This is a genomic window from Kitasatospora sp. NPDC024654, from assembly GCF_055559155.1.
In genome coordinates, this window is sequence record NZ_JBVHLF010000122.1 from 1 (window position 1) to 15,708 (window position 15,708).

The following is a 15,708-nucleotide window of genomic DNA, read 5'->3' on the forward strand; positions in this document are numbered from 1 at the left end:
CGCTCCGCCGCCGCCACCAAATTGAGGCCAGGCGACATCACTTCCGTCGGCGCATGCGCCTCCAGATGATGCAGATCTAGCCCTGTAGTACTAGGTGGCGCAGGTCGTGGATGGCGGTGCGGGGGACGTCGAATTCCCGGCAGAGGTCGTGGAAGTGGTTAAGGACGTACTGAGGGTGCAAGGGGCGTCCGTCGGGGCGGTGGAAGACGAAGCCGCCGTGGTCTGCGCGTGACGGCGAGGGGCCCTTATCGACTGCGCGGTGGCGCAGGGCGGCGGCGACGCGCGGGGAGACGGCGACCCAGGTCTTGCTACTGCGGGTCTTGGGGTCGGTGAGGACAAGGCGGTTGTTGTCGACCGCGGACAGCGTGTACTGGATGTAGAGGACGCGTTCGGGCAGGTGAACGTCGTCCCAGTGCAGTCCGAGGGCTTCGCCCTTGCGGATGCCGGTGCCGATGAGGACCTCGACGAGGTCGGCGAAGGCTGGGTCGACGGCGCGGCAGCCGTGCAGGAAGCGGACCGCGTCCTGCACGGTCCAGATATGGCGTTCGGCCGCGGCGGGACGCGGGATGACGGTGGGTCGGGCTGGGTTGTAAGCGAGGCGACGCTGTCGGACGGCATCGCCGAGGGCGCTGGAAAGGGTGGCGAGGCAGCGGTGGACGGTCACCTTGCCACGGCCGACGTCGAGCTGGGCATGGGTGAAGGCGGCGATGTGGGAGTGTCCGAGGTCGTCGAGCCTGACCTGGCCGAGGGCGGGGATCAGGTCGTTGGTGACGTAGTCGCGATAGCGGGCGAAGGTGGTGGGCTTGAGGACGAGCTTCTTGTCTTTGAGCCAGGCCGTGAGGTACTCGGCGACGGTCTGATTGGGGTCGGCGGTGAAGCCGGCGGCCTCGCCCTCGATCATCCGGCGGAGGGCGGTTCGGGCGGCTTCGGCGGTGGGGTAGCCGCCACGGCGGACGTTGTTGCGTCGGGGGCCGGGGGAGGGGAGGTCGAGGGAGAAGGTCCAGGTGCCGTGATCGGGGTCGGTGGCGAGCTTGGGGCAGAGGGTCCCGAGCTGCTTGCCCTGCTGGTCGCGGCATCCGCACCGGCGGTAGACGTGCCCGGCGTGGGCTGCGGAGCGCATGGTTATCACTTCCTGCGGGTCGTACGAACAGCCACGCTCATGGTCTCCCGGCAGGCGTCAGCAGCCGGTGAACCCCTGCACTCACTCCGTACTCACAAACGGGCTGAATGGTGCTCTGACCTGCTGCGATCCCTTGTCGTGGCGACAAGTGCGGTGCATTTTGGCCGTCGGACCCGGCGCTCGCCCCCAGAGTGCGGGTTCGACAGTGGTGGCGATCAGGTTCAGTCGGGTTCTGGTGGCGAGGTGAGGCCGAGGGCCACGGCGGACTCGCAGGTTCCGTCGGCGAAGCGCGTAGGTGGTCGGGCATGCTGCGGCGAGTTGCCGCAGGACCGCGTCCGCTTGTTGCTCCGCTGGAGCGACATCGACTGGGATGCTCCAGATGAACTGCGCCCAGGGGCTTGTCGGAGCCGAAGTTCGGTCGTTCTGGGTAGGTGAAGCTCAGCTCGACCTGGTCGCGTTTGGCGTAGTGGGTGCCGATCCATCCCGGGTGACAGCTCCACTGGGTCAACAGGTCTGGTTGCCAGCTCAACTGTTCCCTGATCAGCCAGGCGAGCGTGCGAGCCGGCCATTCCCAGCTGTGGTCGTTCTCCGCACGGGTGATCTTCACGTCGTACTGGGCGGCGTTGAAGTGGAGTTCAGGCAGCGGCGGTTCGGACGCCGGGGCCGGCGGCCGACGGCAGGTGTGCCACCGCACGGTGTCGCTGTCGCGGGCGATCGCGACGTACAGCGCGCCGCAGCAGCCCTCGGTGCACCAGGACTCCGCGAGCTGCACCTCTTTCGGCTCCTCGGTCGCCCGAAGCTGACCTCTGCCGAGCAGCAACTCGGGCTGTGTGCAACGCCGCGATCGAAGGCTTCGGCGATCACCGGCCTGCCGTCGACGAGAACGCGGGTCACGACGCCACCCCGGCCCACGAGGTCCAGGACGCACAGGTGCACGGCGAGTTGGACGCCGGCGAGCACCCATGGGCGAAGACGGGCGCCGTGCATGAACTAAATGCTGACGGCCCTGTCATGGAAAGGCAATCGCCTCTCTGCCCAACTCCCTCCCTGAGGGCGGAAGAAGCTGGCAGGATGGTCTGTCTGGGGAGGGACGCACCGTCAGCGGTGCTGAGCAAGGAGCAGCGCGTGGGGCCACAGCAGATGATCAATCATCGTTTCTTTCTGCTCCCCCAAGATCCGCGACTGGGCGGTCTGTCTGAGGTCCGCAAGGCGGTTGACACCAGTAGCGCCTCCGGAGACTACGCTGCTGTAAAGCTACTCAAACAGCGTGATGACGAGGTCATTAAGATCTTCCTGGAGCGCGAGACCAGCTCACTGAAGGCGCTGCGGCACCCGAACATCGTCCGGATGCTCGACTCGGGCTGGGATGCCAACCTCGGCCGGTACTTCATTGCGCTGGAATGGGTTGATCGTAGCCTTAAGGACGATATGGCTGCCGGCAGGCCCATCGGCTGGTCGTCGTTCTTCACCCGTATCGGCAAGCCTCTCGCGGCAGCTCTGGCCTATGCGCACTCGCAGAAGATCGAGCACCGGGACCTCAAACCGGGCAACGTCCTGCTGACGGAGGATGGCACGCCCAAGCTGGCCGACTTCGGTATCGCCAAGATCCGGTCCAAGGCGTCTGCCGTCACTGACGAGACGGTGGCGGAGTTCCGCTCAAACCTGTACGCGCCGCCCGAACAGGAAGACGCGATTCCCTACGTCCGGGATGTCTACGGCTACGGAGTCCTCGCCATCCAGGTCCTATCCGGTGGCAAGGCGGGCGACTATCCGGACCTCGCTGAGGTCCTGGCCGAGCTGGATCTGGACACCGAGGTCCGCTCCATCCTGCAGTCCTGCGTCGATTTCGACCCCAAGAAGCGCCCTGCGAACGCCGCCGTGCTCGAACAGCGCCTACTCGACGCTGAGCAGGCGTGCAGCAATCAGCAGGCCCGCCTGAGTAACTTCGTATGGCTTAAGCTGACCCGCCGTGCGGCAGAGATCCTCAGTGAGGTCCCCGCTGGCACCGATCCAGACTGGGACGTCGCAAGGTCCGCAGTTCTCGCCGATCTGGCCGGCGGCGTCCACGCCGATTATGGACACAACCCGAAGACAGACGAGATCGACAAGGCCACCCTGCGCATCTTCGGGCGCTCCTGGTTCCTCCGGCTCGTCGAGGACGAGCACCAGCGCGACCGGTGCGTGATCGTGGCGGCTGACGCGAGGGGGGAGGAATGGATGGCCAAGCGACGTGAGCGGTCCGTCCCAGTTGGCCCCGTCCTCACGTGGACCTTCGACGATCCCGGCGAGGATCCCGCCTACGACGGCCTGACCCTCCTCCTTAACCGGTTGGAGGAACATCTCACGCAACGCGAAGAAGCGGCCAAGGCTAGTAGGGACCAGCACCTTGGCGACCTATTCGATGGCTGGCGCCGACTGCTCGAAGCCCGCGAAGAGGTCGCTGCCGATGGCCGGCAGAACATCGACTATGAGCGCGTCACCGGAAGCGGCCGCACCCGAGTCTTCCACCTGGCCATGCCTACCACCGCCACCCTGGTCGGCGAGGAATGGTCGGTTGCCCCCAACTCCTACACCCGGCCCTTCGATCGCGGCGAGGTCACCGCGCAGACCGATGACACTCTCGTCATCCGCTTTCGACGCCCGGATACCGTCCTTCCCGGCCGCGGCGTCCTGCTGCCGTTCCTCGGCCCCAGCCAGAGCGCTCTGAACCGACAGCGCGAGGCCCTGACCAACGTCTCAGCGGGCCAGACGACGAACCCGGCTCTGCGTGAGATCATTGACGACCCAGCCACCATTGAGGTCCGGCCGCCGGCCGAGGTTACACGCTGGTCCCGCACTGACCTCGACAAGAGCAAGCGTGAAGTCGTCGCCCACGCCCTGGGAGGCCAGGACATGCTCCTGGTCGAAGGCCCTCCGGGAACAGGGAAAACGACCGTCATTGCGGAGATCGTCGAGCAGACCCTCAAGCGCGATCACCACGCCCGCATCCTCATCGTCAGCCAGACCCACATCGCCATTGACAACGCCCTACGCCGCATCGCGGACGCTGGCATCGAAGGGCTGGTCCGCCTCGGCCGCCCCGACGACCCGCGCGTCGCCGCTAGCGTGCAGCCGCTCCTCCTCGACAAGCAGGTCAAACGCTGGACCCAGCAGGTCCGGACCCGGGCCGAGCGCTACCTGGACGGCATCGCCTCCCGGAACAGCCTGGAAGGACGACACCTCAAGGCCGCCCTCATGCTGGAGGAGCTGGCTTCCGTCGCTGCCAACCTCGACCATGTAACCGGCAAGCTAGAGGAACTCGCCAGCCAGCCCGCCCCCGACCGCACCACCTCCGCTCGTGAACTTGGCGAGGAAGTCGTCACCGTACGAGCCCGCCGTGACCAGCTCATCGAGCAGCGCCACGAGCTCTATATAGAAGCTCAGCGCATGCTCGCCGGAGAGCTAACCCTTCGCGAAGACCTCAGCACCGCCGACGCGCGTGACGCGGTCGAAGCGCTCCTTGGTACCTCTGGCCCAGGCCAGGAACTCATGCGACTGCTCCGGCTTCAAGGTGAATGGCTCCAGCGCATCGGAACCGACCAGAACCTGATCACTGCGTTCCTCCGCACACGCCAGGTCGTCGCTGGCACCGCACTGGGCTTCCTTGGCCACCCTGCCGCCCGCGACCTGGAATTCGACCTGTGCATCTTCGACGAAGCATCCAAAGCCACTGCCACCGAAGCCCTCGTTCCTCTTGCCAGGGCCAAGCGATGGGTATTGGTCGGAGACACCGCACAGCTTCCCCCGGTCGATGAGGACCTGCTGCGTAACCCCAAGATCATGGCCGACCACCAGCTCATCCCCGAGCTGGTCACCACCACGCTCTTCGAGTACCTCGTTCGCAACACCGAGCCCCCGGTCAGGCACATGCTGCTTGAGCAGTACCGCATGACGCCGGCCATCGGGAAGATGATTTCCACCTGCTTCTACGACAAGAAGCTCCTCTCCCTCAGCGACCATACGCTGGCGGGCTATGAGGTCATCGGCAAGCCCGTCATGTGGCTCGACACCTCAAATCTGGCTGACCGCCGTGAGTCCGAGCGCAGCGCTACCCAAACCAGCATCTCCAACCGCACCGAAGCCCAGCTGGCCATCCGCCGACTGGAAGTCATCGACCAGGCCGTAGCCAAGGGCGTAGTCAAGGTCCCCGCAAGCGGCAAACTCGATGTCCTGGTTATCGCACCCTACGGCCGCCAGGTCGAAGAGCTGACCCGTCGCCTGGCCTCGGCCAGACTCAAATACCTCACCGCCGAAGTCCTGTCCGTCGACGCCGTTCAAGGACGCGAATGCGACCTCGCCGTCTTTTCCGTCACGCGAAGCAACGCTCGCTCCGAATTCGGCTTCCTGGGCCAGCCGTACTGGCGGCGCATCAACGTGGCTCTCTCCCGTGCCCGCTTCGGCCTCACCATTGTCGGTGACGCAGCGTTCTGTCGCAGCACGCCCGGCGCGCTGCGCGACGTACTCGACTACATGCGCCACCACCCGGAGGAGTGCGAGATCCGCGATGCCTGACTTCAGCTCCGACAGCCTCCTCGCGGTACGTTTCAGCGATGCCCGATCCGGCCTGGAACTCGTAGCCATCGTCGACGCTGGCCTGCCCGTGGCCCTCATCACGGCCGATGTCCTCGCGCAGGATCGGAAGCGGCTGCCCTTGCTCGACGAGTTCGTCCTGCGCCTGGTCAACAACAAGGTCACCACTGAGCAGGCCATCACCGGCCTCCTGGGCGTGTCCGAGCGCATGGTCACCCAGGTTGTGGCCCAGCACTTCTCGGACGACTACCTCACCTATGCGCTTCCCCTGCCGGGAGCGGACCCTGCCAGTAGGAACCTGCGCCTGACAGGACGAGGAGAGCAGACAGCCCGCGAACTGGCCGCCATCACTCCCGTGCGCGTCGAGCAACCGCTCGTCTACGACCAGCTCCTGTGGAAAGCCAGGCCCTACGACCGGCACACTGTTATCCCTCGTGGTCAGGCCGACGAACACGACATGATTCTCCTGCCTGCGGCCAAGAGCGGTCCAGTCGAGTCGGGCGACATATCGGCCGCAGACATCAACGCCATGTTGAGGGAACGCGGCAACAATGACCGTGAAGTCCTCCAGGTCAGAGGCCTCACCCAAACCAAGGCCCGAAGGGTGATGCCGGCCAAGATCCTCGTCTACGCGAACCCCGATCGCACTGACATCGAACTGGGCGTCGTCGTCGACGGTGAACTCAGTCACGCGCACGAGCTCGCACTAATCGCGGCCGGTGGGGCGAAGGCGCTTGGCATTACGGTGGAACCCGCGCCCGAGCGGCCGATCCTGGAGCCCGAACTCGAACAGGTCCGCGTCCCCCTCGCGGAGGTCACCCAGCAGCGTGCCGAGCGGGCTGCGGTGCAGCTCAGCGTGTCGGGTCTGCTGTCCGATGTGGTCTCCGAGTCAGCACCGATGGAGCCAGAGATTCGGGCGATCGGTGTGTTTGAGCACCCTGACATCCTTGACGAGGCACTCACCCATGCCCGGACCCGGATCCTGATCATCTCGCCGTGGATCAAGAAGGCGATCATCACTACTGAGTTCCTTGGCAAGCTTGAGGCGCGTCTGAACCGCGGGGTCAAGGTGAACATCGCCTACGGCTATGAGGAGAACGACACGAAGTCGGATCCGATCGCCATCCGTCGGCTTGAGAATCTTGCCGCACGTTACCCAGGCAAGTTCGAGTTCTCGCGCCTCAAGAGCACGCATGCCAAAGTTTTGGTCTTCGATGACGTGTGGGTGACCACGAGCTTCAACTGGCTTTCCTTCAAGGGCGACCGCAACCGCACCTACCGTATGGAGGAGGGCAACCTCATTTCCGACAAGAAGCACGCGGACGCTAATTATCAGCGCTACCTCGATCTGATCGGACAGCAACGTCAGTAGGGGAAGCTCAAGGAGTTCAACGTCGCGCGCCAGACCGCCGACCTGGTGGCCGGGGCGGTCTCCTACCCCATCGACATCCTGCTGGACGAAACTCTTCGAGGACGTCGAAACTCTCAGCGGCAGCCCCAACGCCGTGTGGCCGAGCCTGTACCTGCGTTAATACCTCGGTTGTCCCCCGTCTCACCCCTGTAGCACCATTGAAGGAGCATGATGACTGACACCGGCATTGATGACCTGTCCAAGTACGAGTCCGGGACCGACCCATTTACCGCATCCGAATTGGAGGCGATTGCCCGCTTCCGCGAAAACCTGTCCGACATCCCCGATATCGCCTTCAAGGGCTTCGACGCCGACGGGATCCGCCGCCTCGAGTCCGAACACGGAGTGGGCGAAGCCCGCAAGATGCTGCACTCCTTCGCTACCGACCTCCTCAACGGATGGTGGCTGGCGATCCTCTCGTTGAAGAACGACCTTCCGACCGGCACCGACGAGGCCGCCGGGCACAGCGCGGCCGCCACCCGGTATGTCGCCCACCTCACTGCCCAGCACCTCAACGCCTGTGCGAAGTTTGAGCACGCCGTCACCATGTGGTTCCTGGATCTGGACACGGGCCTTTCCTCCCTGCTGTACCTGAACAGGGACGGGGATGAGTGAACCAGGGAAGGGAGGATTACCAGATGATCCCCCATGCCGCCGCGGTAGTTGCTCCGCGTCCTCAGTCCGCCGGCTTGAGGACGTTGGAGGCTGCAGTCACCAACTCGGTGGTGGTCATGACCTCGATGCCGCACTCGCGAGCACGCCTGGTGAGGCGGTGCTCGTTGGTCACCAGCGCAGCTTCCTCGTACAAGGCTGTGCTGGCGATAAGGGCGTCTCGGGTGTGCTTGATGTTATGTGACTGAAGGACCTCTGTTATTTCCGACGTGCGTTCGTCTCCGAGCCGCGCGAAGTTGAGCCGCGAGTAGTCCAGAGCGAAGAACCCGGTCGGTACGAGCTTGCCGAGATCGATCATCAGGACCAATAGGTGCTGCCGACGGTCGTAGGTGACCTGCGCGGACAGGCGTGCGAGCTGTGGAGCCGCTACCGCTGGAGTCCGTTCCCGCGCTCGTTCTCAGTGAGGTGCTGCGGGACGTCGATCTGTTCGTCGGCGTCGCCAGCGTGGGCAACGATCCCACCTGGAGCGACGGCGGGCCGGATGGACGTTTCAGGGAGTACTGGACCTCGTACGGCTTCGGAGAACTGTCCGAGACCGCCCGGGGGCGTGGGGAGATCCTGGCTCGGCTGCTTCCCCGGCTGGCCGTCGGTGAGCGCTGCCACGTCGAAGGCCGTTTCCTGCACGTCCGCGGCGACCTCCACAGCTACAAGATCCACCTGGGTTCCGGGAACATCCTCATGTCCCCGGACGACACGTACCTGTGCATCGTCCCCGGCAGTGACGGCAAGGCCGGCACGATGCCGGTCACCCTGCCCTTCGAAGGCGACCGCACCCTCGCGATCGTCCTGAGCAAGGCCCTCATGCTGGCCAGGGACACCGAGATCACAGACCCGACGATCACCGGCCAACTGCGGCTCCGGAGCGGATGACAGCGCCGGGCCCTTGTCAGGCCAGTGACGCACACGCGTGTCGGCGTGGGGATCGGCTTACGGCTCGGTTCGGACGTGCTCGGGGTCGAGTCGAAGCTCCTGGTAGGTCCAGCAGTCGGCGACCAATGTGGCGACCTCCGCACCGCACGGGCAGATGCGGTTGCTGCCATTCATGCCGTCGGGTCCGCAGCAGCCGACGTCACGGCGTGGGTCGGGGTGGGGAAGCAAGCCAGCGGTGTCTTCGGGGTGCAGTACGAACGTGCCGCAAGGGCCGCCGGGGAGGCGGATGTTCGCAGGTGCGTAGGGGGCGGGGGCGCTTGGGACGACGTACGGGGCGCCGAAGGGTTCGGGATCGATGGCGTAGGTGCCGCGGGCCATGGTGACCCCCGGCTGGTCGCCCTCGTCCTGGTCCGCGTAGCGCTGCTCGGGCAGTTCGTCGAGGCTCCGTAGCGGCCCGGTGAGGGGCTGTCCGCACGCGCGGCAGAGGAAGACGGTCACCTGTTCCACGCTAGGACTCGCCGGTCCTCGCTGACGACGGCTTTTTGCAGCGCTCGAGCGGGCGGTGGGTCGCAGTGGCAGTTGGACCGCGTCTGACCGGTGCCCGCGGTCAGATCCGGCGCAGGGCCTCGCTGAGGTCGGTGCCCAGGCGCTCCAACAGGAGGACTTCGCGGCTGTCCTGAAGCAGGTCTCCCACGTACCAGGTCCCGTCGGCTGCCGAGCGCACGTAGCAGTACGTGGCGACCTGGACGGCGTGGCTGGGGGTGATCTGCGCGGGCCACCCGTCCTGGGGCGGTACCAGGACGGTCCAGTCGAGCGGCAGGGCCTGTGCGGTGGGGCAGCCGGTGGCCGCGCGGAGCCGGGCGTGCGTCCAGCCTTCGGGGAGGAGGTGGTCCGACGGGTGCTGCTCGCTGGGGAGGAGTTCGGTGACCGCGTGGGCGAGACAGGGCCGGAGGTAGTCACCGTAGCGCTCGATGCCGAGGATGCCCGCCACGAACTGCATCTCGCGTACGCCGTCGGGGCGGGTCCATCGGAAGGGGACCTTGGCGACGTGGGAGGGGAAGGCGTTCTCCAGGTAGTGCTCGCCGCGGCGCCAGCGGAAGGACTCCTTGGGCTTCGGTCCTGCCGGGGTCTGCGTGTGGGCGAAGAGGACCGTGATCCAGCCGGACACGTAGTCGCCGCCGGAGCGTGACTCCCACTTGTAGAGGGACCGCCAGAAGTCCTCGTCCACCTGGCCTCCGGCGGCGGTTGCCGCGATCTCGTCGAGCACCGGGCAGAGCGCGTTGAACCACGGACGCAGTCCGTCGAACCAGGACGCGAGCTCGCGGACCCGCTGGGACAGGAGCTTCCAGTCGTCGGCCCCGCCTTCCAGGCGGATGCGCGGGATGCCGCAGAGTGAGAGCCATTCGAAGCGGTAATAGGGGCTGACCACGGACATCAGCGCGACGAGCGCCGAGGAGACGTCCTCGGGCGTGGTGGTGCTGAAGCGGGGCAGGAACAGGTCGGTGATCTCGGAGTCCAGCTTCTCGCGGAGCGGTTCGAGGACGAGGCGGATGGACCGGCTCCAGTCCGGCTCCGGGTCGAGCAGGCTGTCGTCGCGGACCTGGATCTCCTGGCGGTGCCCGGGGGTGTCGGTGAAGAGGCCAGCGTAGAGGTCGGCGTTGAGCCGTACGTGGACGGCGACTTCGTGCACCACCGTGAACCACAGCACGTCGGGGGAGAGGCTCAGCGGCAGGTGGGCGGCGAAGCTGAGATGGACGGCGCGCAACAGCAGGCTCCAGGTCGGCACGGCCGCAGGTGCGAACCCGCCTTGCTCCGGGCCGGACACCAGTGTGGCGATGCTGCGATGGTGCAAGCGCACCGGCCGCCCGGAAACCGCCTGCAGAAATGGTTCGTTGTCCACCGCGCGCAGGGTGCGAGCGAGCGCCTCGGCGGACTCGTCGTCCGGCACCGGGAGATCAATCACCGCCGCGGCCGAGTGGCGAGCCCTGGCGTTCATCGGGTCGACGTTCCACCGCTGCGGCAGTGTCCGGCCGCAGACTGCGCAGGTGAAGTCCTCGTCCTTGACCACGTTGTTCTGCCCGCACTCGGGGCAGCGCCGGAATGCGAACGCGTGCGTGAATCCGTCGGGGCGGTCGATGCCGGCCCGGTCGAGCGCGTGCGCGACGGCGGGCCAGCAGTCGGAGTCCGGGCAGTATCCGGTCGACAGGTTGCTGACCTCGCTCACCGTCCAGCCGCCTTCCGGCCGGGGAGCGAGGCCGATCTCGCCGGCTGCGAATACGTCCGCCCCGCCGGCGCACGCCACGTGTTCACTGCGGCGCGGCGCCAAGAGCAGCGTGCCCGCCAGGGAAACAACGTAGGTGAACGGCTCATCAAGCTCGGCCGGGAGCTGCGCCGCCACCCAACGGTCCAGGTCGTCGGGCGTGCGGACGCCACATCCCGTGGCCGCGGCGTTCGCGCCCTCCACCGCCAGGTCCGGCGGCCCGACATAGCTGAACGGCGACAATGCTCCAGTCATCCCGACAAGGTAGGGCTCACCCACGGGAAAGTCACCAGAGATTCCGGCTGGTCACGCACGGCTTGTCAGCACGACGGGCACCAAAACCAAGGAGCACCTTGAGCTGGTGACCGACGGCTCTTTAAGGAGTCAGCGGCTCCTGTGGCGTACCAGCACAGCCGCGCCACACCACCCGGTGGGGCGGGGCAGCGAGGTCTGTCGGACCTTCCCGATAGCCTCCGCTGAGCCATGCAAGCAAGAGGGTGGGCGGTGTGGGCGCAAAATCAGCGATGTTGATCTTTTCGGACGGGGATGCTGCGGAAGCCCTTCGGGCTGCGCGCTCCTCGGACAGTGCGGCTGCTGCCGAACTGCTCCAGCGGATCCGGCCGGGCTGCACGGTGGAACCGACTGAAGGCGCTGCACTCTGGGACGGCACCTATCCACCGGACGGTCTCTGCTACGCGGCGAGTTTCGAAAGTGTGGCAGTCGTTTGCGATCGATGGCTCATGCAGCATCGTCCGAGTCTGCTTCCTCGGCACGTGCTGGAGGCCGGCGGCGGGTCCCGTGTGTTCTTCCACGCCATGCACAGCGTTTCGGACGCCTTCTCGTTCGCGGTCTGGGAGAGAGGCGAACTCGTCCGCGCGCTCAGCCTCTCCGGACACCGGGATTGTCGAGAACATCGGCGCCCCTTACGAGTTCGAGGCACCGTTCTGGGCCGGTGAGCGTCCCGTTGAACCCGATCCGTGGTGGGGTGAGGACCAGCCGCCATACCCGCTTGCGTTCCATCCGCTCGAACTGGGCGAGGAGGCGCTGCGAGCGTTCGCCGGATTCGTGCTGGAGGGCCGACCACGCCCGGACGATGTGGACGCCGACGCTGTTCCACTGAGCGGCTTTCGCGTGACCGACACGAACGGCCCCCATCCCGCTCGCGTCGGAGTTGAGCTCGAACAGCGCGCTGCCGCCATGCGCCTGCGCCGGCACACGACCATCCGGTTCGACGTCAACCGCGGCGACGCTGCGGGCGCGTAAGCGCGGGCGCCGGACGGTGACCGGGAGCTTGGAGAGGAGAAGGCCGTGAGCGTCACCGGATTCTGGGTGGTCGGAGTGGTGCCGGACCATGACGTCGCGCGGTTGCGACGGGAGCCCTCGGCGGGCCTTGCGCTCGGAAACCCTGGCGCCGAGTACGCCGACGCCCTGGCGTGGTGGAGGGGGCGGAGCGGACAGGAGTCGTTCTTCGAGCCGGGCCCGCACAGGCCGGTGCCCACGCAGGAGGCGCTTCGACTGCAAGACGTCATCGACGCCATGCGTCCGGCGGACGACCGACATGAGGCGATCAAGGAGGAGCTTCTGCATCTCGTTCCCCAGCACGAGGGCGTCGACCTCTTCTGCGCCTCGGTCCGTAAGGGCGACCCGCTAGCGGCGCTCGACTACGCCCTCGGCCCGGAGGCGATGTCTCAGCTCCCCGGTTGGTGCGGCGACTTCCTGCTCGACGCCGCCGACGTCCGTGCGGCACTTCCAGGGGCGGAGGCCGCACTCGCCCTCTCACCGGAACGCCGCGGCAGCGTCGCGGAACGCATCCGTGACTGGCTGGGCGGGATGACCGACGGAACCGACCGCGACCTCGATGAGCTGGTTGAGGGCCCGCTACGCGTGCTTCGCCACGCCGCGCAGCACGGCTTCGGTGCTGCCGGCCTGACGCTGTGCTACTGACTGCAGTGCACCACCTGGACAGATAGATGGGCGCCGACGAAGTGGCGGAAGCGAATCCCGCTGCCGAATTCGACCCCGCCCGGTCGACGGTGGACCTTCTCGCCGCTCGCGGTGTCAGCGCTAATCTGCTGCGGTCGGCGCGGAGAACAGGCCAGTCTGGCGCGGATGATGGAAGGACACGCGTGGGTCAACTCGTTTCGTCAGCCGAATGGTTGGTGCGATGGTGCGGTGAGATGGCGGACGCCGTGGCCGCGACGACGGCGACGTTCGAGGGGAAGTATGGGTATCCGCCGGGTAAGAACGAGGCCAGGCTTGCCGATGGCGAGGACCGCCGCGCTGCCCGCCGCATTGCGGACCGGTTTCCCGTATCTCGACGACCTGGCTCTGTTCTACGGCCAGGTTGGGGAGGTGAGCTTGCCGGACGTGGGCAACGGCTACTTCGTTCATTCTGCGCGCGATGTGGCGTACGACTGCGTCGCACAGGACATCGTGTCCAGCCCGACGGCCGGTTCTTCGCACGGTGTGGTGTTCGCGTCGGACGGTGGAGGAAGGCTGTTCGTCATCGATCGGAGCGGCGTGATCCATCGATCAAGGGCGGCGTCCTTCGATGCGGAGGAGTTCGACCAGGTCGCCGACGGCCTCCGGGAGTTCCTCGATCTTTTGCTCCGATCGGTCATCCGGTTCAACGCGACCGGCGCGCCCGGGTGCCTGTAGGTCAGCCGTCTTGCAGTCAGTTGGAGCTTGCGGATCGCTGGGGAATCCGCTGGTTCGCCAGCGCCGTTGTTGGCATGATGCCCGGTGATGACTGATCAGTCCCCCTCCCCGACCTCGCTGCCTCTCTTCGATCACCGCGCCGCCGCGCGCGACTCTCTGTATGGATTGGCCGTCGGTGATGCGTTCGGCGCCCAGTTCTTCGTTCCCGAGAACCTGCCCGCTCTGCGCGAGCACCGACTCCCGGCCGGATCGTGGCCGTGGACGGATGACACCGAGATGGCCTGCTCGGTGTACGGCGTGCTGCGGCTCAGGGGCACGGTGGACCAGTGGGACTTGGCGCAGTCCTTCGCGCGGCGGCACGACTTCGACCGTGGGTACGGCCCGGCGATGAACCGGCTCCTCCGGCAGATCCGTGAGGGCGGCTCGTGGCAGGATCTCGCCGCCGGACTGTTCGACGGGCAGGGGTCTTTCGGCAATGGGGCCGCTATGCGGGTGGCGCCGCTGGGGGCTTGGTTCGCTGTGGACCTGGAGGAGGCCGCGTGGCAGGCCGCCCGTTCGGCCGGGGTCACGCACACTCACCCGGAGGCGGTGTCCGGAGCTGTCGCGGTCGCGGTCGCGGCCGCCTGTGCCGCACGCAGTCGTGGCCGCGGCATCGCGCCACGGGAGTTGTTGCAGCCTGTGCTGGAGCTGACTCCGGCGGGAAAGGTCCGCGAGGGCGTGGCCGAGGCGCTCGATCTGGTCGACCAGCCGCATGTGGAGTTGGCCGCTCACCGGCTCGGCAACGGGCGGCAGGTTAGCGCGGTGGACACAGTGCCGTTCACCCTGTGGTGCGCGGCCAGGCACCTCGATGACCTCGAGTCCGCGCTGTGGGCGACGGCCTCTGCGGGCGGGGATGTCGACACCACCTGCGCGATCGTGGGCGGAATCCTTGCAGCCCGCCTTGGCATGCAGGGCATCCCGAGGACCTGGTACGACACCGTGGAACCGTTGCCCGGGTGGCTGAAGCCCGCTCGGCTCGGCGCCGACGCAAGCCGCATGGACTTCCCGCAGACGATACCGATCAAGAGCCCGAAGCCGATCCGGACTCCGGACCTGGTGTGGACGCCCGGCCAGTGGCAGCGGATCCGCCACGGCATCCGTGCGCAGGCCATGGAGGAGAAATGGAACGCCTACCTCGAAGGCGACCGGCTCCTGCTGTGCCGCAGCTGGACCGGCCACTGCGTCTTCGAAGTCGCCGTCGAGCCGGCCTCAGGCGGCTGGCGGCCGGTGAGCGCCTGGGTGGAGTCCGCTCGTGACAGGTACCGGCGTGGGACCGACGAGGCAGAGGGCACCTTCCTGGAGATGCTCCTGGATATGTACTTCGGCAAGGCCGACCGCCCGGAGCTGTGGGAGCGCTACCGACGGCTGCGCTTCGGCAGCTGATCCGCTGCCCAACCCGACAAGCGAGGGTAGAAGCGCATGCTGATTGACCCCGAAGACCTCCGTTGCCGGCATGTGGAAGACGTGATCTGCTCCTGGTACCACTTTGCCGATCAGGAGCCGGAGCTCGTTCACATGTGGCTTCGCCTGGACGGACTCGGCCCCGTGCGGTTCCACACGCTCGACCACATCCTTGAGCTGAGCATCGACGAGCCCCACGGCCCGTACGACATGGGCGAGTACGGACACGTCACGGTCAGCGTGGCACCGCCCGCCTTCCCGCTCAGCCCGTTCGTGGGCGAGGAGATCCGTGCGGTGCGCCTGATCCAGCAACTGTCGCTGGGATGCGAAGTCGGCGTCGCCGTGGACTTCTCTCGCGGCACCGTCCAGGTCATGGCACTCGCTGATGAGCTGGTTGTGAGGGCAGGCGCATGGTTCGAACCACCTGAGGCCGACCTCGTGATGCTGGACGCGCAGCGAGACCGGGGCATGGAGACTGGCGTGACGTCTCCCCGCGGCCCGGTGTGACGGGGGTCAGCGCGCGCTGCCGAGGCGTATGACGGCCTTTCATCAACTGCGCTGGCTTACCCTCGGGTTGCCGGCTGTCGGCTCCAGCTCCGTAGGACTGGGGCTGGGATGGCGTCCCGCTGTGTGGTGTAGCCGATCACGGTTGAGGTGTGCGCTGGCTCGCTCCCGGGGCGCACACCTGCGAGGGATTCACGCTCCCTG

13 protein-coding genes and 1 pseudogene are annotated in these 15,708 nt (G+C 66.7%); 10 read left to right on the top strand and 4 right to left on the bottom strand.

All coding sequences use genetic code 11. From position 1 onward, the window contains the following. Nucleotides 1-76: 76 nt before the first annotated feature. Nucleotides 77-1,120: a site-specific integrase gene (locus ACZ38L_RS35590; protein WP_465701504.1), complete on the bottom strand. Its 1,044-nt coding sequence runs from the start codon at nucleotides 1,118-1,120 to the stop codon at nucleotides 77-79. A 554-nt stretch (nucleotides 1,121-1,674) separates the two neighbouring features. On the opposite strand from ACZ38L_RS35590, the gene ACZ38L_RS35595 reads away from it, so the two are divergent. The 4 genes from ACZ38L_RS35595 (at nucleotide 1,675) to ACZ38L_RS35610 (ending at nucleotide 7,715) form a co-directional block, all read left to right on the top strand. Continuing rightward, nucleotides 1,675-1,923 carry a hypothetical protein gene (locus ACZ38L_RS35595; protein WP_465701506.1) on the top strand — a complete coding sequence of 83 codons (249 nt, stop codon included), beginning with the start codon at nucleotides 1,675-1,677 and terminating at the stop codon, nucleotides 1,921-1,923. Nucleotides 1,924-1,948: 25 nt separating this feature from the next. Continuing rightward, on the top strand, nucleotides 1,949-5,671 hold the full coding sequence (locus ACZ38L_RS35600; protein WP_465701508.1) for an AAA domain-containing protein: 3,723 nt from the start codon (nucleotides 1,949-1,951) through the stop codon (nucleotides 5,669-5,671). Beyond that, nucleotides 5,664-7,061 (top strand): phospholipase D-like domain-containing protein, encoded by a 1,398-nt coding sequence (locus ACZ38L_RS35605; protein ID WP_465701510.1) that lies wholly within the window; start codon nucleotides 5,664-5,666, stop codon nucleotides 7,059-7,061. The genes ACZ38L_RS35600 and ACZ38L_RS35605 overlap by 8 nt, the downstream gene beginning before the upstream one ends. A 207-nt stretch (nucleotides 7,062-7,268) precedes the next feature. Beyond that, on the top strand, nucleotides 7,269-7,715 hold the full coding sequence (locus ACZ38L_RS35610) for a hypothetical protein (protein ID WP_465701512.1): 447 nt from the start codon (nucleotides 7,269-7,271) through the stop codon (nucleotides 7,713-7,715). A 61-nt stretch (nucleotides 7,716-7,776) separates the two neighbouring features. Here ACZ38L_RS35610 and ACZ38L_RS35615 read toward each other — a convergent pair whose 3' ends face one another. Further along, nucleotides 7,777-8,070 carry a PIN domain-containing protein gene (locus ACZ38L_RS35615; RefSeq protein ID WP_465701514.1) on the bottom strand — a complete coding sequence of 98 codons (294 nt, stop codon included), beginning with the start codon at nucleotides 8,068-8,070 and terminating at the stop codon, nucleotides 7,777-7,779. 50 nt (nucleotides 8,071-8,120) lie between these two features. Here ACZ38L_RS35615 and ACZ38L_RS35620 point away from each other — a divergent pair, with 50 nt between their 5' ends. Further along, nucleotides 8,121-8,642 (top strand): DUF7737 domain-containing protein, encoded by a 522-nt coding sequence (locus ACZ38L_RS35620; RefSeq protein ID WP_465701516.1) that lies wholly within the window; start codon nucleotides 8,121-8,123, stop codon nucleotides 8,640-8,642. Nucleotides 8,643-8,699: 57 nt separating this feature from the next. Here the strand turns inward: ACZ38L_RS35620 and ACZ38L_RS35625 are convergent, their stop codons facing one another. Then, nucleotides 8,700-9,140: a hypothetical protein gene (locus ACZ38L_RS35625; RefSeq protein ID WP_465701518.1), complete on the bottom strand. Its 441-nt coding sequence runs from the start codon at nucleotides 9,138-9,140 to the stop codon at nucleotides 8,700-8,702. Between the two features lie 109 nt (nucleotides 9,141-9,249). Continuing rightward, nucleotides 9,250-11,157, bottom strand: coding sequence for a DUF4419 domain-containing protein (locus tag ACZ38L_RS35630; protein WP_465701520.1), 1,908 nt, complete (start codon nucleotides 11,155-11,157; stop codon nucleotides 9,250-9,252). Between the two features lie 269 nt (nucleotides 11,158-11,426). Here ACZ38L_RS35630 and ACZ38L_RS35635 point away from each other — a divergent pair. The 5 genes and pseudogenes from ACZ38L_RS35635 (at nucleotide 11,427) to ACZ38L_RS35655 (ending at nucleotide 15,507) form a co-directional block, all read left to right on the top strand. After that, nucleotides 11,427-12,165 (top strand): annotated as a pseudogene (locus tag ACZ38L_RS35635) (DUF6928 family protein). Between the two features lie 45 nt (nucleotides 12,166-12,210). Further along, on the top strand, nucleotides 12,211-12,846 hold the full coding sequence (locus ACZ38L_RS35640) for a hypothetical protein (RefSeq protein WP_465701522.1): 636 nt from the start codon (nucleotides 12,211-12,213) through the stop codon (nucleotides 12,844-12,846). A gap of 318 nt (nucleotides 12,847-13,164) precedes the next feature. Then, on the top strand, nucleotides 13,165-13,560 hold the full coding sequence (locus tag ACZ38L_RS35645) for an SMI1/KNR4 family protein (RefSeq protein WP_465701524.1): 396 nt from the start codon (nucleotides 13,165-13,167) through the stop codon (nucleotides 13,558-13,560). An 87-nt stretch (nucleotides 13,561-13,647) separates the two neighbouring features. Next, on the top strand, nucleotides 13,648-14,982 hold the full coding sequence (locus ACZ38L_RS35650; protein ID WP_465701526.1) for an ADP-ribosylglycohydrolase family protein: 1,335 nt from the start codon (nucleotides 13,648-13,650) through the stop codon (nucleotides 14,980-14,982). Between the two features lie 36 nt (nucleotides 14,983-15,018). Then, a complete protein-coding gene (locus tag ACZ38L_RS35655) occupies nucleotides 15,019-15,507 on the top strand; it encodes a hypothetical protein (protein WP_465701528.1) in 489 nt (162 codons plus the stop codon). Nucleotides 15,508-15,708 lie beyond the last annotated feature (201 nt).